We start from the raw sequence: 22,737 nt of genomic DNA, 5'->3' as shown, positions 1-22,737 counted from the left end.
CGAATGTCGCGCGTTTTTTTCTTTATATACACTTTTAACGTACGTTTAATGTTACTTCAATATTCCCTCTCGTTGCTTTAGAGTAAGGACATACACCGTGAGCGGCTTCTACAAGTTCTTGTGCTTCGGCATGAGAAACGCCAGCGACATGTACATCAAGTACAGCAGATAGTCCGAAACCACCATCTGTATCTTTCCCGATAGAAACGTGTGCTGTAACTTCTGTATTTTCCACTTTCACACGTTTTGTACGAATGACAAGTTGTAATGCACTATCAAAGCAAGCTGCATAACCAGCTGCAAATAGTTGTTCTGGATTTGTTGCCTCTCCGCCTGCGCCACCTAGTGCCTTTGGCATTTTCACATCAAGATTTAATATGCCATCATCTGAAACTACTTTCCCATTTCGTCCACCTGTTGCTGTTACTGAAGCTGTATATAATTTATCCATGTTTATTCCCCTTTTCTATCATTAATTATTTTCATGGTTTCAATTAATTTATTTAATTGGATTAATAAAGAACGATATTCTTGTTCTGTAATTCCTAAATTTGTAGCCATCGTTGTCGGTAATGAACAAGCCTTTACTTTTAAATCTTTACCTTGTTCCGTTAATTCGATACAAACTTTTCGCTCGTCTTCCTTTGAACGAACACGTTTTACAAGTTTTAATGATTCCATCCGTTTTAACATAGGTGTTAAAGTACCAGAATCTAAAAATAGACGTTCTCCAATTTCTTTTACTGTTAGTCCGTCTTGTTCCCATAGTACGAGTAAAGTAATGTACTGGGGGTACGTAATGCCCATTTCTTCTAAATATGGTCGGTAAAAACGGGTAACTTCTCTTGAACAAGCGTAAATAGAAAAACAAAGTTGTTTATCTAGATGCAAAGAATCTTTTTTCATGAGTAACTCCTTTCTTTTTAAATTGTGCACAATTTAATTTTGTAAAATTAATATAACGAAAAAGAAATACAATGTCAAATACATTGTATTGAGAAAGTGAGTGCTATATTTTGGAACAATCATACATATTTTCCTTCGTTATGAAAGAAGATAGAAAAGATGATAGTATAATTAATATGGAATAGTTTCCATCACTTGATTATGAGGACTTTTTTTGGTAACGTACAAATAGAGTTATTATTTTATAATTATTATAAAGTAGAAAGTTATTTCATAAGATTTACTGAATCTCCTGTACTACATACGGAGAATATATAAAAACAATCGATTGTTCACACGATTGTCAGATTCATAAGAGGAAAGTTGTATTATGATAGTAGATAAAGTGATAAAACGGGTGAAGGGGGACATGCTGCGTGCATATTCTTGTTGTTAGTGTAAATTATCGAACAGCCCCTGTAGAATTTCGTGAGAAACTCACATTTCAGGCAGCAGAGCTAGAGCAAGCAATGACTACATTACAAAATCAAAAGAGCGTGCTAGAAAATGTCATTGTATCAACTTGTAATCGCACTGAGATTTACGCTGTTGTGGATCAATTACACACGGGACGATATTATATTAAGAAGTTTTTAGCTGATTGGTTTCAGCTTGAAATAGAAGAAGTCGCACCATACTTGTCTATTTTTGAACAAGATGGCGCAATAGATCATTTATTCCGCGTAACATGCGGTTTAGATTCCATGGTTGTTGGAGAGACACAGATTTTAGGTCAAATAAAAGATAGCTTTTTAGAAGCACAACAAGTAAAAGCGACAGGTACAATTTTTAATGAACTGTTTAAGCAAGTGGTTACATTAGCAAAACGTGCGCACTCAGAAACGACAATTGGTGGAAGTGCGATGTCTGTTAGTTATGCTGCTGTTGAGCTTGGAAAGAAAATATTTGGCGAGTTAACAGATTGTCATGTACTTATTCTTGGTGCTGGTAAGATGGGTGAACTTGCATTGCAAAACTTATACGGAAGTGGAGCTCGTAAAGTAACAGTTATGAATAGGACGCTTACGAAAGCGGAAGTGATGGCTGAGAAATATATGGGACACGCAAAGCCTTTAAGTGAATTGCAATGTGCATTATTAGAAGCAGATATTTTAATTAGTTCAACTGGTGCATCAGAATATGTCATTACGAAAGAGATGATGACGAAAGTAGAGAAAATGCGCTCTGGTCGTCCGTTATTTATGGTTGACATTGCAGTACCACGTGATATTGATCCTGCAATTGATGAACTAGAAGGCTCTTTCTTATATGATATCGATGATCTGCAAGGTGTAGTGGAAGCAAACCGTGCTGAACGTTTGAAAGAAGCAGAGAAAATTCAATTTATGATTGAAGAGGAAATTGTGTTATTTAAAACGTGGTTAAGTACGCTTGGTGTTGTGCCGTTAATATCTGCTCTTCGTGATAAAGCGCTAGCAATTCAAAGTGACACGATGGAAAGTCTTGAGCGAAAAATACCAACTCTTAGTGATCGTGAGAAAAAAGTAATTAGTAAACATACGAAAAGTATTATTAATCAATTGTTAAAAGACCCAATTTTAGTAGCTAAAGAACTAGCTGCTGAAGAGGGAGCTGACGAAAAATTAGCTCTATTTGCGAAGATTTTTGATTTAGAAGCGGAAGAAACCGCAGAAGATACGGAAGAAGTAGAACATAAAAGAGCGTGGACACCATCCGTTCCATCTTTATAATTTGGAAGGATGATCGGATGAGTTTTTTAAATAACAGTATTATTTATCATATTGCAATTATTTTATATGCTTGTAGCATTAGTTTATATTTTATAGATTATTTCCAAAGTAACCGAAAGGCGAATCGATTTGCTTTTTGGTTACTTTCGATTGTATGGGTTCTGCAGTCTATTTTTATGTTGCTTAGGGCTACTGATTCAGAAACGAATCCCATTTTGACTTTATTATCAGGGATTTATTTTTATGTTTGGTTATTGATTACGATGTCATTAATCATTAATCGATTTATGCGAATTGACTTTTTAGTCTTTTTTACAAACGTTGTCGCATTTGGCGTAAGCGCTTTTTCTATTTTTACACCGCTTGGAAAGATGTCGCCAGTACTTGCAGAACAATTAGTGTCAGAACTTGTATACGTGCATGTCGGTATGGCGATTATTTCCTATGCAACGTTTACTGTATCGTTTATTTTTTCTATTATGTATTTATTGCAATATCGGCTATTAAAAAAGAAAAAATGGAATGCGAGATTAAGAAGATTAGGAAATTTGCCGAAGCTTGAATCTATGTCTTACGGATTAAATTTATTTTCTGTTCCGTTTTTCTTATTAGCAATTATATTAGGGTGCATATGGGGATATACAAAGTTGGATAATTTCCATTGGTATGATACGAAAGTAATCGGGTCTTTTGTCGTCCTATTTACATATTGTGCAGGCTTATATTTACGAGCGGCAGATGTGTTGCAAGGTAAGAAAATTGTGCAGTGGAATATCGGGGCATTTCTCGTAATGCTAGTTAACATTTTTCTATTAAGCAGTTTATCTAATTTCCACTTTTGGTATTTATAATGAGGAGAGAGAATTATGCGCAAAATTATTGTAGGTTCACGAAAGAGTAAACTAGCATTAACACAAACAAATTGGTTTATCGATCAGTTAAAAGCGCTCGGCTTACCATATGAATTTGAAGTGAAAGAAATCGTTACAAAAGGTGATGTTATTTTAGACGTTACTCTTTCAAAAGTAGGCGGAAAAGGTTTATTTGTAAAGGAAATTGAACACGCGTTACTGACGAAAGAAATTGATATGGCTGTACATAGTATGAAAGATATGCCGGCTGTACTGCCAGAAGGATTAACGATTGGTTGTACACCAAAGCGTGTTGACCCTCGTGATGCTTTTATTTCTAAAAACGGAGAATCGTTTAAAGACTTAGCGGAAGGGGCGATATTAGGGACGAGTAGCTTGAGACGTAGTGCACAACTACTAGCTGCGAGACCAGATTTACAAGTGAAGTGGATTCGTGGAAACATCGATACACGCTTACGTAAGTTGAAAGATGAAGATTACGATGCAATTATTTTAGCGACAGCTGGATTACAGAGAATGGGCTGGGATGATGAAGTTATTACAGAACATTTAGATGAAACGTTATGTGTACCAGCCGTAGGACAAGGTGCATTAGCGATTGAGTGTCGTGAAGACGATAAGGATTTACTGGAGTTGTTATCACATATTAATGATGCAGTAACAGAAAAAACAGTGGCAGCAGAGCGAGTATTCCTTCATAAACTTGAAGGTGGATGCCAAGTTCCAATCGCTGGATATGCAACCCTTAAAGAAAATGATGCAATTGAATTAACTGCGCTTGTCGGTTCTATGGACGGTTCTGTTTTATTGAAAGAGACAGTATTAGGAACTGATCCAGAGCAAGTAGGATTAGAAGCTGCAGACCGTTTAATTAAACAAGGAGCAAAAGAGCTCATCCTTGCTGCAAATAAGGAGCAACAATAAATATGGATGCTCTCGCTGGCAAAACAGTATTGATTACACGTGCCCAGCATCAAGCGAAACAAATGAGTGTAGCGGTGAAAGAAAGGAGCGGAATTCCATTGGAAATTCCGCTTTTGCGTATGGAAGGCACATCTCAGCAACAAATTCAACGTGCAGCAAGGCAACTACATTCGTATGACTGGGTTATTTTTACGAGTAAAAATGGTGTAACTTTTTTTCTGGATGGTTTGAGAAAGAAAATACCTTTAGCTATTAAAATTGCTGCAGTAGGTGTGAAAACAAAATTAGAGTTGGAAAAAAGAGGCTATGAAGTTCATTTTGTTCCATCGTCATTTGTCGCTGAGGCATTTGCAGAGGAGTTTGTAAAAGAGTTAAGTGGAAACGAACGCATTTTATTTCCGAAAGGGAACTTAGCAAGAGATGTAATCCCAGTAAAGTTAAGGGAGTTTGGTGTTTTTCTAGATGAGCTAATCGTATACGGTACGAAAGCGAATGTAGGGAAAAAGCAAGAGCTTATAACTGCATTGAAATTAGGGAAAGTAAATATTATTACATTTACGAGCCCTTCAACTGTTGATAGTTTTGTTCATTTACTTGAGGGTACAAACTGGAGAGAATGGACAAAAAAATGTACAATTGCTTGTATAGGACCGATAACAGCAAAAGAGGCAAGGAGCTATTTCTCAGATGTTATCGTACCGGAAGAATACACAATAGAATCGTTAATACAATGCATTTGTGAATCTACTTTACATGCATAATCAAAATAAAAGAATGGGGATAGAAATCTATGAATTCTTTACAATTTAATCGTCATCGTCGTTTAAGACAAAGCGGGGGCATGCGTGCGCTTGTGCGTGAAACTTTTTTACATACAGAAGATTTTATTTACCCTATTTTTGTATTAGAAGGAGAAAATACTCGTAATGAAGTTCCTTCTATGCCAGGCGTATATCAAATCTCTTTAGATTTATTGCAAGCTGAAATGCAAGAAGTTGTTGATTTAGGTATTCGTTCTGTTATTGTATTTGGTTTACCTGCTGAAAAGGATGAAGTTGGATCATCAGCATATTGTGAGCATGGAATTGTACAGCTTGCAATTAAACAAATTAAAGATGAGTTCCCTGAGCTAGTAGTAGTTGCAGATACATGTTTATGCCAATTCACAAGCCATGGTCATTGCGGTGTTATTGAAGATGGCGTTATTTTAAATGATGAGTCTCTTGCAGTTCTTGCAAAAACAGCTGTAAGCCAAGCGAAAGCAGGAGCAGACATTATTGCTCCATCTAATATGATGGATGGATTTGTAACGGCAATTCGTCACGCGTTAGATGAAAATGGTTTTTCACACGTACCAGTTATGTCGTACGCTGTGAAATATTCATCAGCATTTTACGGACCGTTCCGTGATGCAGCACATGGTGCACCGCAGTTTGGTGATCGTAAAACATATCAAATGGACCCAGCAAATCGTATGGAAGCATTCCGTGAAGCAGAATCAGATGTAATGGAAGGGGCCGACTTCTTAATTGTAAAACCAGCTCTTTCTTACTTAGATATTGTTCGTGATGTGAAAAATAACTTTAACTTACCAGTCGTAGCTTACAATGTAAGTGGTGAATATTCTATGATTAAAGCAGCAGCACAAAATGGCTGGATTAACGAAAAAGAAGTTGTATTAGAGAAATTAATAAGCATGAAGCGCGCAGGAGCAGACTTAATTATTACGTATCATGCGAAAGACGCAGCAAGATGGTTACAAGAAGGAGGCGCTAAATAATGAAAAAATTTGATAAGTCGATTGCGGCGTTTGAAGAGGCACAAGACTTAATGCCTGGAGGCGTAAATAGCCCTGTTCGTGCTTTTAAGTCTGTTGGTATGAATCCGTTGTTTATGGAGCGTGGAAAAGGCTCTAAAGTATATGATATCGATGGTAATGAATACATCGATTACGTATTATCGTGGGGACCTTTAATTCATGGTCATGCGAACGATCGTGTTGTTGAGGCTTTAAAAGCTGTTGCTGAAAAAGGAACAAGCTTTGGTGCACCAACAGAAATTGAAAATAAACTAGCAAAACTTGTTATTGAGCGCGTGCCATCGATTGAGATTGTACGTATGGTTAACTCTGGAACAGAGGCGACAATGAGTGCGCTACGTTTAGCACGTGGTTATACAGGGCGTAACAAAATTTTGAAATTCATTGGTTGTTATCACGGTCACGGTGATTCTTTATTAATTAAAGCAGGTTCGGGTGTAGCGACGTTAGGTTTACCAGATAGCCCTGGTGTACCAGAAGGTGTAGCGAAAAATACGATTACAGTAGCGTATAACGATTTAGAAAGTGTAAAATATGCTTTCGAACAATTCGGTGATGACATCGCTTGTGTAATTGTAGAACCAGTGGCAGGGAATATGGGGGTTGTTCCTCCGCAACCAGGATTTTTAGAAGGACTTCGTGAAGTGACAGAGCAAAACGGTTCACTGCTTATTTTTGATGAAGTAATGACAGGATTCCGCGTTGCTTACAACTGTGGACAAGGTTACTACGGCGTAACACCTGATTTAACTTGTTTAGGTAAAGTAATCGGTGGTGGTTTACCGGTAGGAGCATACGGTGGTAAAGCAGAAATTATGCGTCAGGTTGCGCCAAGCGGGCCGATTTACCAAGCGGGTACATTATCAGGTAATCCACTTGCAATGGCAGCAGGTTATGAAACGTTAGTACAGTTAACACCAGAATCGTACGTGGAATTTGAGCGTAAAGCAGAAATGTTAGAGGCTGGATTACGTAAAGCGGCTGAAAAACATGGCATTCCTCATCATATTAACCGCGCAGGCTCTATGATTGGTATTTTCTTTACAGATGAGCCTGTAATCAATTACGATGCAGCAAAATCTTCGAATTTAGAATTCTTTGCAGCTTACTATCGTGAAATGGTAGAACAAGGTGTATTTTTACCACCTTCTCAATTTGAAGGTTTATTCTTATCGACAGCACATAGTGATGCAGATATTGAAGCGACAATTGAAGCGGCTGAAATTGCAATGTCAAAATTAAAAGCATAATTTCTTAGAGAAAATCGCTCTCCATAAGGGGAGCGATTTTTTTTATTCATAAAGTGGCCTTCAGAAACATAAATCTGTAATGACATATAGTTTGGGAGGGGGAAAAGAAGTGGCAACAGATCATTCATTACGATTTTCGTTAAAAGAATCTGTTTGGTTCCAAAAAGGACAGGAAGTCGAAGAACTTTTGTCAATTTCGTTAGATCCAGACGTTGAGATAGAAGAGCTTGATCATGAAGTCATCGTGAGAGGGCAATTAGATTTAACGGGAGAGTACGTTGCAAGGCAAGATGATTCAGCTTATTCATTAAGGGAACTATCACCAGCAAAGGCAATTGATTATGTAGAAACAAGGGAAGATGGGGTTAATGAGCTTGTCCATTCCTTTCCACTCGAAATATCAATTCCAAGAAATCGAGTGAAAGTAATTGAAGAGTTATATGTATCAATCGAGGAATTTGATTATGAGTTAAAGGAACATGGTTGCTTACAACTATTAGCGGATATATCTATTACAGGTTTATGTGATGAGGAAAGAATTGAGGAAGAAGAGGAAGAAGAGGAAGAAGAGGGATATGCTGAGTTAGAAGAGGATACTCAAGCTGAAGAAGAGGAAAGTAGACCAGCGCAGCTTGAAGAGGTATCAGCTTATAAAGAATCAGATGGATGGGAAGATTACGCATTTGAACCGTTCCAGCTAGAAGAAAGAAAAGAGCAGGAAATAGAAGAAGAGGAAGTCGAAGAGTTTGAGAATGTGGAGCGTGAAGAGGAGCAAGAAAAAGCGCCACAGTTTGAATTGTTCGGAAGAAAAGATTTTAAGAAAGAGAAAGCGAAAAAGCAGGAAGCGCAAGAGGAAGAAGCTTACTCGCAGCGAGATGAAAACGCACTTTATTTAACGAAAATATTTACGAAAGAACCAGAAGAAGAATTTACGAAGTTAAGAATGTATTTCGTACAAGAAGGAGATACAATTGAATCAGTTGCAGAACGTTACGAAACGTCTGTACAAAACCTATACCGTGTAAATCAAACAGAAGATATATATTTAACTACAGGGCAAATTATATATATTCCTGTTTCAAAAGCAAAGGTGAAATAAGTGAGTGAGTTTTTTTCACTCACCTCTTTTCTTTTCCTAGAAGCTATGTTTTGAATAAGAAAGGGTTATTCGTATGGATATTGAATTACGAAATCGCTATGAACCCATTGTGAGGCAATATAGATTGGACACTCAGCATATGGAAGAGCACGGAAGTGTAATGAAAATTTATACGAATCAAGGTCCGTATGCGTTAAAGAGAATACAAGATAGAAAATTAGAACGGAATAACTTTTTGCATCATATTCAATACTTGAAGGAGAAAGGTTTTTCGAATTATGTACCTATATATCATGCGACGGACGGGAACTATATTTTAAGTGATGGGACGTATAGTTATTATTTAATGCCTTGGTTAGAACGTGTAGAAGGAAACGGCGAGGATAATGATCAATATCATAAAATGTTCCAGACACTTGGAATGTTGCATCAGAAAACGGTGAAAGAGGAGACTTATACAGAAGAAGATTTAGAAAAGCATTATACGAATATATCGGATCGCTGGGAAAATGATGGTGAGATGTTAGAAGAGTTTCTTGTAGAATCTGAAGCGAAGTGGTATATGTCTCCATTTGAATTACAATATTGTACGTATTATCACCATGTTATGAGAGCACGTGAGTTCGCAACGAAACAATTAAATGAATGGCATGATGCAATGAAAGAAAAGGAAAAAACACGTATTACCTTCGTTCACGGAAATGTATCGCTTAACCATTTTTTATTTGATTATGAACGAAACGGTTATTTTATTAGTTTAGAAAAATCACAGTTTGCCACACCCGTACAAGATATCGTTAGCTTTTATTCAAGATCTTTGAACACATATCCAATTGCACGGAGTGACCGCTTTGAATGGTATCAAATGTATCAAAAAAATTTTCCGTTTACGAAAGAGGAGCAACTTCTTATGTTTGCGTATATGACGTACCCATCGCATTTTATTCGGCAAATTGAGTCTTATACGAAAAGAAGACAGAGTCGTAATGAAGAAAATGAGTTCCGCGGAGTGAAAAGCCTGCAACAATCGCATTGGCTCGTTAGCAATACAGAATATTTCCTTTCACAATTACAAGCTGCCCAGCAAGGGAACGGATAAAGAAGATAAGTAGGGAGTGTCCTGCTTGTCTTTTTTGTGAGATAAAAGTCGTAGTCTCAAATTTATCTTGACGAATAAGGTTTCGTTTTTTACACTATTGTATATAATAATTAACAATCACATAAATGCATTGAAGGGGAAGAGTATAACATGAAACGTCTTCAGAGAGGGGAATCATTAGCTGGGAGATTCTCTAGATAGTTATGTTAGAAGGTAGCCCTGGAGCATCTTTTCTGAACGGAATGATTCTCATTAGGAAAAGACGGATTTGTCCGTTATCAAATTAAGAGTATAAGCAAATTCTGAATTTGTTTGTAAATAAAGGTGGTACCGCGATGTCCCTCGTCCTTTTTTGGATGAGGGACATTTTTTATTTTAAGGAGGGAAAATAATGTCAAACACGGAAAAGAATTTACCAACTAAATATGATCATATGTCCGTTGAAGAAGGCCTTTATCAATGGTGGCTTGAAGGCAAATATTTCGAAGCAACAGGAGATGAAAAGAAACAACCTTATACAATCGTAATCCCACCGCCAAACGTAACTGGTAAGTTGCACTTAGGTCATGCTTGGGATACGACGCTTCAAGATATTTTAACTCGTACAAAGCGTATGCAAGGTTACGATGTATTATGGCTTCCAGGAATGGACCATGCTGGTATCGCAACACAAGCGAAAGTAGAAGGAAAACTTCGTGAAGAAGGTATTTCACGTTACGATCTTGGCCGTGAGAAGTTCCTTGAAAAAGCTTGGGAATGGAAAGAAGAGTACGCTTCTCATATTCGTCAACAATGGGGGAAAGTTGGTTTAGGGCTAGACTATTCTCGCGAACGTTTCACATTAGATGAAGGTTTATCTGATGCGGTTAATAAAGTATTCGTTCAATTATACGAAAAAGGCTTAATTTACCGCGGTGAATATATTATCAACTGGGACCCAGCAACACGCACGGCTCTTTCTGATATTGAAGTAATTCATAAAGAAGTTCAAGGTGCGTTCTACCATATGAACTATCCGTTAACAGATGGTTCTGGTCACATTCGTCTTGCAACAACTCGTCCAGAAACGATGCTTGGTGATACAGCAGTAGCAGTACATCCAGAAGATGATCGTTACAAACATTTAATCGGAAAAACAGTTACACTTCCAATCGTAGGCCGTGAGATTCCGATTATTGCTGATGAATACGTAGAAAAAGACTTCGGAACAGGCGTTGTAAAAATTACACCAGCTCATGACCCGAATGACTTTGAAGTAGGTAACCGTCATGACTTACCACGTATTTTAGTAATGAACGAAGATGGAACGATGAACGAAAAAGCTGGTAAGTACAACGGTATGGATCGTTTCGAATGCCGTAAAGCGTTAGTGAAAGACTTACAAGAAGCTGGTGTATTAGTAGAAATCGAGCCTCATATGCACTCAGTAGGCCATAGTGAGCGTAGCGGTGCAGTTGTTGAGCCTTACTTATCAACACAATGGTTCGTAAAAATGGCTCCACTTGCAGAAAAAGCGGTAGAACTTCAACAAAAAGAGGAAGAAAAAGTAACGTTCGTACCAGAGCGTTTTGAAAACACATACTTACGCTGGATGGAAAACATTCATGACTGGTGTATTTCTCGTCAATTATGGTGGGGACACCGCATTCCAGCTTGGTATCATAAAGAAACTGGTGAAGTATACGTAGGTACAGAAGCGCCAGCAGATATTGAAAACTGGAATCAAGATAATGACGTACTTGATACATGGTTCAGTTCAGCTTTATGGCCATTCTCAACACTTGGTTGGCCAAACGAAGATTCAGCAGACTTTAAACGTTACTATTCAACAGATGCACTAGTAACTGGTTATGACATTATCTTCTTCTGGGTATCTCGTATGATTTTCCAAGGTTTAGAGTTTACAGGCGAGCGTCCATTTAAAGATGTATTAATTCACGGTTTAGTTCGTGATGAGCAAGGACGTAAAATGAGTAAATCTCTTGGTAACGGTATCGACCCGATGGATGTTATCGAGAAGTACGGTGCAGATGCAATGCGTTACTTCTTATCAACAGGAAGTGCACCAGGCCAAGATTTACGTTTCAGCATGGAAAAAGTAGAATCTACTTGGAACTTCATTAATAAAATTTGGAACGCATCACGTTTCGTATTAATGAACATGGATGATATGAAGTATGAAGAAATCGATTTAACTGGTGAAAAATCAGTTGCAGATAAGTGGATTTTAACTCGCTTAAACGAAACAATCGAAAGTGTAACACGTAACATGGATAAATATGAGTTCGGTGAAGCTGGTCGTTCATTATACAACTTCATCTGGGATGATTTCTGTGACTGGTACATCGAAATGGCGAAGCTTCCACTATACGGTGAAGATGAAGTGGCTAAGAAAACAACGCGTTCTATTTTAGCTTACGTACTAGACCAAACGATGCGTCTATTACACCCATTCATGCCATTTGTAACAGAGAAAATTTGGCAACACTTACCACATGAAGGTGAGTCTATTACAGTAGCTGCATGGCCAACAGTTCGCGAAGATTTACAAGATAAAGAGGCGGCAGCAGAAATGCACCTTCTAGTTGATATCATTCGCTCTGTTCGTAACATCCGTGCAGAAGTAAATACGCCAATGAGTAAAAAAGTTCAAATGCAAATTAAAGCAAAAGACGAGGCGGTACTAGCTCAACTTACGAAAAACAGCTCTTACATTGAGCGTTTCTGTAATCCAAGTGAATTAACAATTAAAACTGATTTACAAGCGCCAGAAAAAGCGATGACTGCAATCGTATCAGGTGCAGAGTTATTCTTACCGTTAGCTGATCTTATCAATCTTGATGAAGAGAAAGCGCGTCTTGAAAAAGAACTTGAGAAGTTCGATAAAGAAGTAGAACGTGTACAGAAGAAACTTTCAAACCAAGGATTCGTAGCGAAAGCTCCTGCAGCAGTTATTGACGGAGAGCGTGCGAAAGAGCAAGATTATCTAGAAAAACGTGAAGCGGTTCGTCAACGTCTAGCTGACCTAGAGAAATAAAAATGTTTTTCAGAGACTCACTATATTGGTGAGTCTCTTTTCTTTGCGTATAATAGAATTATGAAGGTTGTCTTTTGAAAGGGGAATAACATACGTGATACATACATACGAAGAAGTGATAGGATGGATTCATAGCCGATTGAAGTTTGGTATTAAACCAGGATTAGAAAGAATGAGATGGATGCTAGAAGAGCTCGGAAATCCAGAGCGTCACATAAAATGTGTTCATCTTGCTGGCACAAATGGAAAAGGTTCAACTTTAACATATATGCGCTACATGTTAGAAGGTGCAAAATATAAGGTAGGAACGTTTACATCTCCTTATATAGAAACATTTAATGAACGTATAAGTGTAAACGGAACACCAATTGCAGATGAAGAGATTGCGGAACTTGTAAATATGGTAAAGCCAGTTGTTGAAAAATTAGATGAGACGGACTTAGGGGAAGCGACTGAGTTTGAAATTATTACAGTAATGGCAATTTGTTATTTCGGTAAAGTTAATTTCTGTGATGTTGTTTTATTTGAAACGGGGCTTGGGGGAAGATTTGATTCTACAAATGTTATTCATCCTGTTCTCACGATTATTACGAATATCGGTCACGATCATATGCATATTTTAGGAAATACACTAGAAGAAATCGCATATGAAAAAGCAGGGATTATTAAGTCTGGTGTGCCGGTTATTACTGGTGTGCAAGATGAAGAAGCATTGCAAGTAATTCAAAGAGTTGCGAAGGAAAATTATGCAAACGTATATGAACTTGGCAAACAGTTTACATCACTACATAAACATTCTAATGAAGATGGGGAACATTTTGATTTTTCTTGTCCATTCGCCTCATTTGAAGATGTTAGGATTTCAATGAAAGGTAGTCATCAAGTAGGAAATGCTACAGTAGCGCTTATGGCAGTGATGTATTTAAAGACATATTTATCATTTTTAATTAATGAAGAGGAAATGAAAGCTGGATTACAAGAAGCATACTGGATTGGTAGATTTGAAAAATTACAAAGCAATCCGGACGTTATTATTGATGGTGCTCATAATCCGGAAGGTATTGAAAGTCTTGTGAAAACCGTATCGTCACATTACAAAGATAAAAATGTAATAGTTTTATTTACTGCTCTTGGCGACAAACAATTGCATAACATGGTAGGACAATTAGAAACAATTGCAGATGAAATTATTTTTACAACATTCGCCTTTGATCGTGCCATTTCTGCTGACAAACTTGCATCGTATTCACAAAAAGAATCAAAAATAATTTTTGAAGATTGGAAAGAGGCAATTGATACGAAGATTGAAATGATAGGAGAAAATGATGTCTTCATCATAACAGGTTCTCTATATTTCATTTCTGAAGTTCGAAAATATATTCGCAAGAAAAACTAGATAGTATTTGCTATCTAGTTTTTTGTTCTACAAATGAAGTCAAATGCATACATATAAGATAATTATATAGGGTAATTTGGCGAATTCCTCTGACAAATATCTCGTTTTTTTGTGAAATGAATATGATATGATGCGGACAACGATAAGAGGTGAGGTGTGAGTGTATGGACAAGCAATCACGAACAATCTCGGTGAAAGTAAATGGAACAGAAGCGAAGTATGAGGAAAAGAAGAAAGATGAGTTTGAATGGATGGTAGTAGAAAGTGAAAGACCGCAAAATGTCGTGCCGTTTCAAAAAGCGAAGTCAGCGCATATGGGAAAATACCGAAAGAAATGGAGTAATACACTAATCGTAATAGTTGCAACTGCAATTATTATTGGTACGGCATTTGGAATGGGGATGCTTCATTTGCTAACGGGACAAGGGACAACAGGAGAAAGTACGGCAACAGCTTCGAAGCAGGTGGGGAATGAGGGCAAAAAGGTGGGCGGAACGACAGAACCAACAGCAGAACCAAAAGATGAAAAACAAAAAGCGCAGGTAGGTGCTTCATTAGAACCAATGAAATTATTTTTTGTTCAAGGAGGGCTTTATTCTTCTGAAGAAAAGGGACAGGCCGCTCTTGAAGAGTGGAAAAGAAATGGAGGTATTGCTGCTTTGAAACCAAGTGGTGATAAGTATGCGTTAGTTGTTGGGGTTGCGAGTGATGAACAGGTAGTTAATCAATTAATAGATCAGTATAAGCAAGATGGCGTTTCAGTTTTGAAAAAGAATTGGGATATTACAGATAAAGCATTACTCAAAAATGATAAAGAAGTAGGTGGATTTTTAGCGAAAGTGCAGCCATTATATACTCATTTAACAAAATATGTGTCCACCGTACAAACTAGTGGAAAGAGTAATTCAAAAGATGTAGAGGCGATTGAAAAAGAATGGCAAGCCATTGAAAAGGAAGGGAAGAGTATGAAGCGTGAAGATGCGAAGAAGCTTTATACGTATACATCTGTGGCTATGCAAACGATTAAGGAAGGAAAGAGCGATAAGGAATCTGTAGCTAAATTAAATCAAGTTATTATTGATGGATTACTTTCGTACGAAAAAATGGTTTCACAAAAAGGAAAATAATAAGATAATGAGATGAAGGAGAAAGAAGTATGTATACTTCTTTCTTTTCTTTTGAATTTAGGGCAAAGTACTTTCTTTATGGCAGAATATAATCGTATTTAAAAAGAATCATTATTTTGTTTAGAGAAAATGATATTTCTATAATTTGTGGGGAAACTATTCCTTTGATACGATTGATTTGAATTGTTCTGCTGCATATGAGAAAGGAAGGAGAAAATATGAGAAAAATTATTTTAGCTTCAGGATCACCCCGGAGGAAGGAATTACTTGAATTAGCTGATGTGCCATTTGAAATTGTTGTTAGTGAAGTAGAAGAGACGATTGGTGCATATTCATCACCTTCTGATATTGTTATGTCGCTTGCTTTGCAAAAAGCATCTGCTGTGGCGGAAAATCATAGTGATCACGTTGTACTAGGTGCAGATACAATTGTTACATATGATTCGCGTATTCTTGGAAAGCCGTCTAATGAGGCTGAGGCGAAAGAAATGTTACGATTATTATCGGGGAAAACACATGAAGTATACACAGGTGTTGCAATTATATCAAAAGAGAAAACGGTAACTTTTTATGAACGTACAGAAGTAACATTTTGGGGATTAACAGAAGAGGAAATTGACGTATACGTTGCATCGAAGGAACCACTTGATAAAGCAGGAAGCTATGGGATTCAAGGTAAAGGGTCTATTTTTGTTCAGCATATTCAAGGGGACTACTACAATGTAGTTGGATTGCCAATTGCGCGTCTTGTCCGTGAATTAAAGCAGTTTGATAGCGATGTAACCCATGTGTAAAATTGCATGGGGTTTTCTTTGGGAGAAATCGTAAAAAAGGGGTGAAGAGATGAACGGTATTCGTGATGTTGTGAGAGAAGAACAGCCACGGGAGCGTTTATTGTTAGAAGGAGCTGGAAGTTTATCGAATCGAGAACTACTTGCAGTTTTACTCAGAACGGGTTCTAAAGAAGAGACGGTTTTAATGTTATCAGACAAAATTTTACATCATTTTGATGGCTTACGAATGTTGAAAGATGCAACGTTAGAAGAGATGATGAGCATTCATGGTGTTGGGATCGTAAAGGCGTCTCAGCTTGTGGCTGCTTTCGAATTAGGTAGAAGAATGGTACGTTTAGAATATCAAAATAGATATAGTATTCGAAGTCCAGAGGATTGTGCGAGCTATATGATGGAAGAAATGCGTTTTTTGCAGCAGGAGCATTTTGTTTGTTTATATTTGAATACGAAAAATCAAGTTATACATAGGCAAACGATTTTTATTGGAAGTTTAAATACGTCGATTGTGCACCCAAGGGAAGTTTTTAAAGAAGCGTTCCGTCGTGCAGCAGCCTCTATTATATGTCTTCATAACCATCCCTCAGGAGATCCGGCGCCGAGCCGTGAAGATATTGAAGTTACAAAACGATTAGTAGAATGTGGCCGAATTATCGGAATTGAAGTGCTTGATCATATCATAATAGGTGACCATAAATTCGTGAGTTTAAAGGAAAAAGGTCATATTTAAGACTATTCTTTTTACTTATTTTGTTTTATAATGTGATTTATGAGTTTTTTGTAGAAAATTATCTATAAAAAGGATACAAATATAAAAAACGTACTGTTTTTATAAATATAAAGTAAGAAAAATGAGTCCGTGAAAATAAGAAGGGAAGATAGATGATATGTTTGGATTTGGTGGATTTACTCGCGATCTTGGAATAGATTTAGGAACAGCGAACACGCTTGTATATGTGAAAGGAAAAGGTGTAGTTTTACGTGAACCTTCAGTAGTAGCATTACAAACTGATACGAAACAAATCGTTGCGGTAGGTAGCGATGCAAAACAAATGATTGGTCGTACACCAGGAAACGTAGTGGCACTTCGTCCTATGAAAGACGGTGTAATTGCTGATTACGAAACAACAGCAACAATGATGAAATATTATATTCAACAAGCTCAAAAATCAAATGGATTCTTCTCACGTAAACCATATGTAATGGTATGTGTACCATCTGGTATTACAGCTGTAGAAAGACGTGCAGTAATCGATGCGACTCGTCAAGCAGGTGCTCGTGATGCATATCCAATTGAAGAGCCATTTGCAGCAGCAATTGGTGCGAACTTACCTGTTTGGGAGCCAACTGGTAGTATGGTTGTTGATATCGGTGGTGGTACAACAGAAGTTGCAATTATTTCTTTAGGTGGTATTGTAACAAGTCAATCAGTTCGTGTTGCTGGTGATGATATGGATGATTCAATCATTCAGTACATTAAGAAAAGCTACAACTTAATGATCGGTGAAAGAACTGCAGAAGCATTAAAATTAGAAATCGGTTCTGCAGGCGAGCCAGAAGGTATTGAGCCGATGGAAATTCGCGGTCGTGATTTAGTAAGTGGTTTACCAAAAACAGTACTAATTCAACCAGAAGAAATTGCAGATGCATTAAAAGATACAGTAGATGCGATTGTAGAGTCAGTTAAAAATACGTTAGAGAAAACTCCACCTGAATTAGCGGCAGATATTATGGACCGTGGTATTGTATTAACAGGTGGTGGAGCATTGCTTCGTAACTTAGATAAAGTTATTAGTGAAGAAACAAATATGCCAGTTCTTGTTGCAGAGGACCCATTAGATTGCGTAGCAATTGGAACGGGTAAAGCATTAGACAATATCGATCTTTTCAAAACTGCTGCTCGATAATATTGCAAAATAAAAATCACTGAAATTAAGAGGGTGTGAACGTGCCACAGTTTTTCTTAAACAAAAGATTAATTGTTTTGTTAGTTAGTATTATTCTTCTCGTGGCATTGATTGGAATCTCATTGAAAGAACGGAACAGTTTAACATGGCCAGAGCAGTTTATTAAAGATACTGTCGGTGTTGTAGAACGTGTATTCCAAAAGCCAGCGAATTATGTTGCCGGATTCTTCGAAAACGTAGAAGATGTAAAGCGCACGTATGAAGAGAATAAAGAATTAAAAGCAAAATTAGATAATTATGCAGATCTATCAGGAAAAGTAAAGCAATTAGAAGATGATAAAAAGAAATTACAAGAGTTAACTGGTAAAAAAGAGTTGAATAGCGATTATACTGAAATTCCAGCTACTGTTGTTTCTCGTAATCCAGATAAATGGTACGATTTAATTGGAATTGATAAAGGGGCACAGCAAGGAATTAAAAAAGATATGGCTGTAATCACTTCACAAGGTTTAGTTGGACGAGTGAAAAGTGTATCGCAGTTTACATCGTCAGTAGAGTTGTTAAGTTCTATGAGCCGGACAAACCGTGTTTCTGCTATTGTACAAGGACAAGAAAAAATCTTTGGATTGATTGAAGGTTATGATAAAGAAAAACAATTACTTCTTTTCACAAAGATTGGCTCTGATGCACCAGTAGCAAAAGATCAACTAGTTGTAACATCTGGACTTGGTGATATTTTCCCGAAAGGTCTTGTAATTGGGAAGATCGTTGATGTTCAGCCAGATCCATACGGTTTAACAAAAACAGCTTATGTGAAACCTGCTGCTGATTTAAATGACGTAGAGCATATTACGGTTGCCAAACGCGCTACGCCTACAGCGCCGTTAGAATAGGAGGGGAAGAAGAGATGATGAAGATTTTAAAAAGAGCAGCTCTTCCTCTTTTGCTCCTTTTTGTTTTTTTATTTGAAAATATGTTCTCTACTGTTGTTCCAACGGAAGTTTTTTGGAAAGGCAGTATAGCAGCACCGCATTTCTTTATAATTGTGCTCTGTTTTATTACAGTGTACTATAGTCCGATTCAAGGGATTTACTACGGACTATTGTTTGGTTTTTTATTTGATACCGTATACACAGAGCTTGTCGGTATATATATATTTGCTTATCCAATTTTAGCTTACTTAGTTTATAGTGCGATGAAGGTATTACAATTGAATCTATTTATTGTTGTTTCTATCGTATTAGCTGGTATTGCAGCATTAGAGTACTATGTGTATGGATTTTTAACTTTGTTAGGACGTACTCATATGTCGGCGCATGTCTTTTTCACCGATCGTCTCCTTGCTACTTTATTGCTAAATGGAATTTTCTTATTAATAGTTTGTTTCCCACTGAGACGATATTTAGTGCGTCTTTCAAAAGCGATGGAAGAAAAAGAAAAAAGGATTTTCTAATTTTATGTCGAATTGAATCGGTGGGGTGAACTTTAGTGGAAGAAAAAAAGCAACAAAATGTAACGATAAAAGGGACGAAAGATGGAATAACGCTTCATTTAGATGATTGCTGTTCATTCTCAGAATTACTGAAAGAATTGGACGAGAAGCTTTCTACACATTACTATGACGGTGACGGACGCTCTTTAATTGAAGTGCATGTTAAAGTAGGAAATCGTTATTTAACAGAAGTTCAACAAGAAGAGATTCGTACGTTAATTCGCAATAAGAAGAACCTTGTTGTGGATTCTATTGAAAGTGATGTTATAACAAAAGCGGAAGCAATAGCTTGGATAGAAGAAACAGAAATTGTCCCTATTTCTAAAATTGTTCGCTCTGGACAAGTGTTACATGTAAAAGGAAATTTATTATTAATTGGGGATGTTAATCCAGGCGGAACGGTTATCGCTGGGGGGAATATTTTTGTTGTGGGATCATTAAGAGGGATTGCACATGCTGGGTATAATGGAGATTCAGAAGCTGTCATTGCTGCATCTATTATGAACCCTATGCAACTCCGAATTAGTGATGTGGCAATGCGGGCTCCGGAAGAGAAAGAAGACGGAGCTGAGGCGGCGGAATGTGCGTATATTAATGAGAACAATCACATTGTTGTCGATCGCCTGCAACTTCTCACTCATCTTAGACCTAATTTAACAAAGTTAGAAAGGGGAATTGTATAGCTGTGGGAGAGGCAATAGTAATTACATCTGGAAAAGGCGGAGTAGGTAAAACTACAACGTCTGCGAACATTGGTACAGCCTTAGCGTTATCTGGAAAGAAAGTATGCTTAATTGACACAGATATCGGTTTACGTAATTTAGACGTAGTAATGGGGCTGGAAAATCGTATTGTATTTGATCTTGTTGATGTCGTTGAAGGGCGTTGTCGTTTACCTCAGGCTCTTATTAAAGATAAGCGTTTTGATGATCTATATTTATTACCTGCAGCACAAACGAGTGATAAATCGGCGGTAACACCTGAACAAATGGATGAATTAATACAAGTATTACGTCAAGATTATGATTACATATTAATTGATTGTCCTGCCGGGATTGAGCAGGGATTTAAAAATGCAGTAGCGGGTGCGGATAAAGCAATCGTTGTAACAACACCAGAAGTATCCTCAATGCGTGATGCGGATCGTATTATCGGGCTTTTAGAGAAAGAGGATATTGAACCACCGAAACTTGTTATTAACCGTGTGCGTAGTCATATGCTTCATGAACAAGATATGTTAGATGTAGATGAAATCGTACGTACACTGTCAATCGAGCTTCTTGGAGTTGTCGAGGATGATGATGAAGTTATTCGTGCTACGAATACAGGTGAACCTGTAGCACTGCAACCTAGTGGGAAAGCAGCGCTAGCTTATCGTAATATTGCAAGACGTTTATTAGGTGAGAATGTACCATTACAAGCATTTGAACAAGAAAAAGTATCGGTATTTACAAAGATGAAAAACTTCTTTGGAATCCGTTAAAAGCACTTCGCATATATGCGGAGTGCTTTCTTTTTCTTCGCATGAATATCTTTCTTCCGTAGCTCATACATATGTACAAACTGTATATAACTGTTTCTATTTGAATAAGGCTAACTAAAGAAAGGAGACAGTATGAAGAATAGACGTGTAGAAGAAATTAAAAAGCGGATTGCGAAAAGGAAAGCAGAGCAAGAAAGGATGGAGGAAGAGCAGTATTTTGCTGGGGGGGATTTTGATAGCGAAACGGTATTTATTGAAGAAGGGGAAAAGGGAATTCATCCCCTATTTCGAAAAGAAGTCTTTCTCTTCAAAGTTTTGCTATCAGCAATATTAGTTCTTTCAATCGCTATTTTATTTAAAAATGCTCCTCCGTCCTTTGATGGTACTAGAGCTGTTACAGAAAAAGTTATGAAAGAAGAGTTTCAATTTGCTACTATATCGAAATGGTATGAAAAGCAGTTTGGAAAACCTCTTGTGTTTTATTCTCCAAATGAGAAAAAAGAAGGGGCTATTCAGCAAAAAGATTATGCAATTCCTGCTTCTGGAAAGGTGATGCAAGGATTTCAAAAAAACGGCCAAGGTGTATTTGTTCAAACAGCTACAAATGCAACGGTGGAGTCAGTAAATGAAGGTGTAGTTATTTTTGCAGGCAAGAAAGAGGATCTTGGAAATACAGTTCAAATTCAACATGCCGATGGTACAGAATCATGGTATGGAAATTTAAGTGATATGTCAGTGAAGTTATATGATTACGTTTCAAAAAAACAGAAAATCGGAACGGTGAATAGTGACGAAAATCATAAAAACGGTAAATTTTACTTTGCGATAAAAAAGAATGAAAAATTTATTGATCCCATTCAGGTGATTTCATTTGATTAAATATAGAGATGTTTTAACGAAAATTACAGTACATCCATTGTTTTGGGTTATTATCGTTATTGGCATTTTCACGGCACGTTTTAAAGAGTTAATATTATTATTTTGTATCGTTCTAGTTCATGAACTTGGGCATGCTTTTGCAGCGGCATATTATAATTGGCGTATTAAACAAATTCAGCTTTTGCCATTTGGTGGCGTAGCTGAGCTTGAAGAACATGGGAACAAATCATTAAAAGAAGAATTAATTGTCGTTATAGCTGGGCCAATTCAGCATGTATGGATGATTGCGGTTGCTTATATTTTGTATCAAGCGGGCTGGGTAACTAATGATTTGTATCATTTCTTTGTGTGGAATAATGTTGTCATTTTAGGTTTTAATTTATTGCCTATTTGGCCACTTGATGGTGGGAAAGTATTATTTAATGTATTATCATATCGTTTTCCTTATTTACAAGCACATGAAAAGATGATGAAATTGTCATGTGTTTTTTTTAGTGTAATATTAGGATGGCAGTTACTTTGGAATAGTAATAACATTATGATGTGGGTATTACTCGTTTTTCTAGCGATTTCTTTATATCAAGAATGGAAACAAAGAAGGTACGCATTTATGCGCTTTTTATTAGAACGTTATTATGGGAATAAAAGAGATATTGAAAAGATTGCACCTATTGAGGTGAAAACAGAAGATCGTTTATATACGATTTTCACAAAATTTCGCAGAGGATATAAGCACTCTATTATCGTCCATGGAAAATATAAAGAGCACTACACATTGGATGAAAATGAGTTGTTGTATGCGTATTTTGCTGAAAAAAGAACAACCTCATCTGTTGAAGAATTAATTGGTTAGTGTTGACGACGACACTAACCTTTTATATTGTAAGGAAAAGAAGTGAAAAGTG

At 37.0% G+C, this 22,737-nt stretch carries 22 protein-coding genes and 1 other annotated feature; of the genes, 20 read left to right on the top strand and 2 right to left on the bottom strand.

The genetic code is table 11. The features are described 5' to 3' along the window. Positions 1 to 34: 34 nt before the first annotated feature. On the bottom strand, positions 35 to 451 hold the full coding sequence (locus ACTFQM_RS17295; protein ID WP_002173635.1) for an organic hydroperoxide resistance protein: 417 nt from the start codon (positions 449 to 451) through the stop codon (positions 35 to 37). A gap of 2 nt (positions 452 to 453) precedes the next feature. Next, positions 454 to 906, bottom strand: a complete 453-nt coding sequence (locus tag ACTFQM_RS17290) for a MarR family winged helix-turn-helix transcriptional regulator (protein ID WP_440035350.1) — start codon at positions 904 to 906, stop codon at positions 454 to 456. Between the two features lie 416 nt (positions 907 to 1,322). On the opposite strand from ACTFQM_RS17290, the gene hemA reads away from it, so the two are divergent. The 20 genes from hemA (at position 1,323) to ACTFQM_RS17190 (ending at position 22,685) form a co-directional block, all read left to right on the top strand. Then, positions 1,323 to 2,657, top strand: a complete 1,335-nt coding sequence (gene hemA, locus ACTFQM_RS17285; RefSeq protein WP_048372977.1) for a glutamyl-tRNA reductase — start codon at positions 1,323 to 1,325, stop codon at positions 2,655 to 2,657. Between the two features lie 17 nt (positions 2,658 to 2,674). After that, entirely contained in the window at positions 2,675 to 3,508 is an 834-nt protein-coding gene (locus tag ACTFQM_RS17280) for a cytochrome c biogenesis protein (protein ID WP_002173632.1), read from the top strand. Between the two features lie 15 nt (positions 3,509 to 3,523). Next, positions 3,524 to 4,453 (top strand): hydroxymethylbilane synthase, encoded by a 930-nt coding sequence (gene hemC / locus ACTFQM_RS17275; RefSeq protein WP_025147501.1) that lies wholly within the window; start codon positions 3,524 to 3,526, stop codon positions 4,451 to 4,453. 2 nt (positions 4,454 to 4,455) lie between these two features. Then, positions 4,456 to 5,214: a uroporphyrinogen-III synthase gene (hemD, locus tag ACTFQM_RS17270; RefSeq protein WP_328054763.1), complete on the top strand. Its 759-nt coding sequence runs from the start codon at positions 4,456 to 4,458 to the stop codon at positions 5,212 to 5,214. A gap of 29 nt (positions 5,215 to 5,243) precedes the next feature. Then, positions 5,244 to 6,233, top strand: coding sequence for a porphobilinogen synthase (gene hemB / locus ACTFQM_RS17265; RefSeq protein ID WP_002173629.1), 990 nt, complete (start codon positions 5,244 to 5,246; stop codon positions 6,231 to 6,233). Then, the gene (gene hemL / locus ACTFQM_RS17260; RefSeq protein ID WP_440035346.1) at positions 6,233 to 7,522 is read left to right on the top strand and encodes a glutamate-1-semialdehyde 2,1-aminomutase; all 1,290 of its coding nucleotides are present in this window, start codon (positions 6,233 to 6,235) and stop codon (positions 7,520 to 7,522) included. The genes hemB and hemL overlap by 1 nt, the downstream gene beginning before the upstream one ends. A gap of 79 nt (positions 7,523 to 7,601) precedes the next feature. Next, positions 7,602 to 8,621 (top strand): stage VI sporulation protein D, encoded by a 1,020-nt coding sequence (spoVID, locus tag ACTFQM_RS17255; RefSeq protein ID WP_082183114.1) that lies wholly within the window; start codon positions 7,602 to 7,604, stop codon positions 8,619 to 8,621. A 73-nt stretch (positions 8,622 to 8,694) separates the two neighbouring features. After that, entirely contained in the window at positions 8,695 to 9,720 is a 1,026-nt protein-coding gene (gene ysxE, locus ACTFQM_RS17250) for a spore coat protein YsxE (protein WP_328046405.1), read from the top strand. A gap of 121 nt (positions 9,721 to 9,841) precedes the next feature. Next, positions 9,842 to 10,073 (top strand) — a binding site (T-box leader). Between the two features lie 38 nt (positions 10,074 to 10,111). Further along, the gene (locus tag ACTFQM_RS17245; protein WP_440035342.1) at positions 10,112 to 12,757 is read left to right on the top strand and encodes a valine--tRNA ligase; all 2,646 of its coding nucleotides are present in this window, start codon (positions 10,112 to 10,114) and stop codon (positions 12,755 to 12,757) included. A gap of 94 nt (positions 12,758 to 12,851) precedes the next feature. Beyond that, complete coding sequence (locus ACTFQM_RS17240; RefSeq protein ID WP_440035340.1) at positions 12,852 to 14,153, top strand: bifunctional folylpolyglutamate synthase/dihydrofolate synthase; 1,302 nt, start codon at positions 12,852 to 12,854, stop codon at positions 14,151 to 14,153. 164 nt (positions 14,154 to 14,317) lie between these two features. After that, on the top strand, positions 14,318 to 15,280 hold the full coding sequence (locus ACTFQM_RS17235; protein ID WP_440035339.1) for a stage II sporulation protein B: 963 nt from the start codon (positions 14,318 to 14,320) through the stop codon (positions 15,278 to 15,280). Positions 15,281 to 15,498: 218 nt separating this feature from the next. After that, positions 15,499 to 16,074 carry a Maf family protein gene (locus ACTFQM_RS17230; protein ID WP_440035337.1) on the top strand — a complete coding sequence of 192 codons (576 nt, stop codon included), beginning with the start codon at positions 15,499 to 15,501 and terminating at the stop codon, positions 16,072 to 16,074. 49 nt (positions 16,075 to 16,123) lie between these two features. Then, complete coding sequence (gene radC, locus ACTFQM_RS17225) at positions 16,124 to 16,801, top strand: DNA repair protein RadC (RefSeq protein WP_002173621.1); 678 nt, start codon at positions 16,124 to 16,126, stop codon at positions 16,799 to 16,801. A gap of 157 nt (positions 16,802 to 16,958) precedes the next feature. Then, positions 16,959 to 17,978, top strand: coding sequence for a cell shape-determining protein MreB (gene mreB, locus ACTFQM_RS17220; protein ID WP_000466737.1), 1,020 nt, complete (start codon positions 16,959 to 16,961; stop codon positions 17,976 to 17,978). 41 nt (positions 17,979 to 18,019) lie between these two features. Next, positions 18,020 to 18,871 (top strand): rod shape-determining protein MreC, encoded by an 852-nt coding sequence (mreC, locus tag ACTFQM_RS17215; RefSeq protein WP_002173620.1) that lies wholly within the window; start codon positions 18,020 to 18,022, stop codon positions 18,869 to 18,871. A 14-nt stretch (positions 18,872 to 18,885) separates the two neighbouring features. Then, complete coding sequence (gene mreD / locus ACTFQM_RS17210; protein ID WP_002173619.1) at positions 18,886 to 19,431, top strand: rod shape-determining protein MreD; 546 nt, start codon at positions 18,886 to 18,888, stop codon at positions 19,429 to 19,431. A 35-nt stretch (positions 19,432 to 19,466) separates the two neighbouring features. Continuing rightward, the gene (gene minC, locus ACTFQM_RS17205) at positions 19,467 to 20,153 is read left to right on the top strand and encodes a septum site-determining protein MinC (protein WP_002173618.1); all 687 of its coding nucleotides are present in this window, start codon (positions 19,467 to 19,469) and stop codon (positions 20,151 to 20,153) included. Between the two features lie 2 nt (positions 20,154 to 20,155). Next, positions 20,156 to 20,953 carry a septum site-determining protein MinD gene (minD, locus tag ACTFQM_RS17200; protein WP_000503310.1) on the top strand — a complete coding sequence of 266 codons (798 nt, stop codon included), beginning with the start codon at positions 20,156 to 20,158 and terminating at the stop codon, positions 20,951 to 20,953. Between the two features lie 132 nt (positions 20,954 to 21,085). Then, the gene (locus ACTFQM_RS17195) at positions 21,086 to 21,832 is read left to right on the top strand and encodes a peptidoglycan DD-metalloendopeptidase family protein (RefSeq protein ID WP_440035334.1); all 747 of its coding nucleotides are present in this window, start codon (positions 21,086 to 21,088) and stop codon (positions 21,830 to 21,832) included. Further along, positions 21,825 to 22,685 (top strand): M50 family metallopeptidase, encoded by an 861-nt coding sequence (locus ACTFQM_RS17190; RefSeq protein ID WP_002173616.1) that lies wholly within the window; start codon positions 21,825 to 21,827, stop codon positions 22,683 to 22,685. Before ACTFQM_RS17195 ends, ACTFQM_RS17190 begins: the two co-directional genes overlap by 8 nt. The last annotated feature ends 52 nt before the right edge of the window (positions 22,686 to 22,737 follow it).

Source organism: Bacillus cereus group sp. MYBK30-2 (genome assembly GCF_051915945.1).
Taxonomy (GTDB): Bacteria; Bacillota; Bacilli; order Bacillales; family Bacillaceae_G; genus Bacillus_A; species Bacillus_A paramycoides.
The sequence above is the reverse complement of the archived record's forward strand: the minus strand, read 5'-3'. Positions and strand labels throughout refer to the sequence as shown.

Bases quoted from the DNA above. Each gene is read 5' to 3' on its own strand.
- ACTFQM_RS17295 (WP_002173635.1), bottom strand. From the start codon at position 451: ATGGATAAATTATATACAGCTTCAGTAACAGCAACAGGTGGACGAAAT.
- ACTFQM_RS17290 (WP_440035350.1), bottom strand. From the start codon at position 906: ATGAAAAAAGATTCTTTGCATCTAGATAAACAACTTTGTTTTTCTATT.
- ACTFQM_RS17280 (WP_002173632.1), top strand. From the start codon at position 2,675: ATGAGTTTTTTAAATAACAGTATTATTTATCATATTGCAATTATTTTA.
- hemC (WP_025147501.1), top strand. From the start codon at position 3,524: ATGCGCAAAATTATTGTAGGTTCACGAAAGAGTAAACTAGCATTAACA.
- hemD (WP_328054763.1), top strand. From the start codon at position 4,456: ATGGATGCTCTCGCTGGCAAAACAGTATTGATTACACGTGCCCAGCAT.
- hemB (WP_002173629.1), top strand. From the start codon at position 5,244: ATGAATTCTTTACAATTTAATCGTCATCGTCGTTTAAGACAAAGCGGG.
- hemL (WP_440035346.1), top strand. From the start codon at position 6,233: ATGAAAAAATTTGATAAGTCGATTGCGGCGTTTGAAGAGGCACAAGAC.
- spoVID (WP_082183114.1), top strand. From the start codon at position 7,602: ATGACATATAGTTTGGGAGGGGGAAAAGAAGTGGCAACAGATCATTCA.
- ysxE (WP_328046405.1), top strand. From the start codon at position 8,695: ATGGATATTGAATTACGAAATCGCTATGAACCCATTGTGAGGCAATAT.
- ACTFQM_RS17245 (WP_440035342.1), top strand. From the start codon at position 10,112: ATGTCAAACACGGAAAAGAATTTACCAACTAAATATGATCATATGTCC.
- ACTFQM_RS17235 (WP_440035339.1), top strand. From the start codon at position 14,318: ATGGACAAGCAATCACGAACAATCTCGGTGAAAGTAAATGGAACAGAA.
- ACTFQM_RS17230 (WP_440035337.1), top strand. From the start codon at position 15,499: ATGAGAAAAATTATTTTAGCTTCAGGATCACCCCGGAGGAAGGAATTA.
- radC (WP_002173621.1), top strand. From the start codon at position 16,124: ATGAACGGTATTCGTGATGTTGTGAGAGAAGAACAGCCACGGGAGCGT.
- mreB (WP_000466737.1), top strand. From the start codon at position 16,959: ATGTTTGGATTTGGTGGATTTACTCGCGATCTTGGAATAGATTTAGGA.
- mreD (WP_002173619.1), top strand. From the start codon at position 18,886: ATGATGAAGATTTTAAAAAGAGCAGCTCTTCCTCTTTTGCTCCTTTTT.
- ACTFQM_RS17195 (WP_440035334.1), top strand. From the start codon at position 21,086: ATGAAGAATAGACGTGTAGAAGAAATTAAAAAGCGGATTGCGAAAAGG.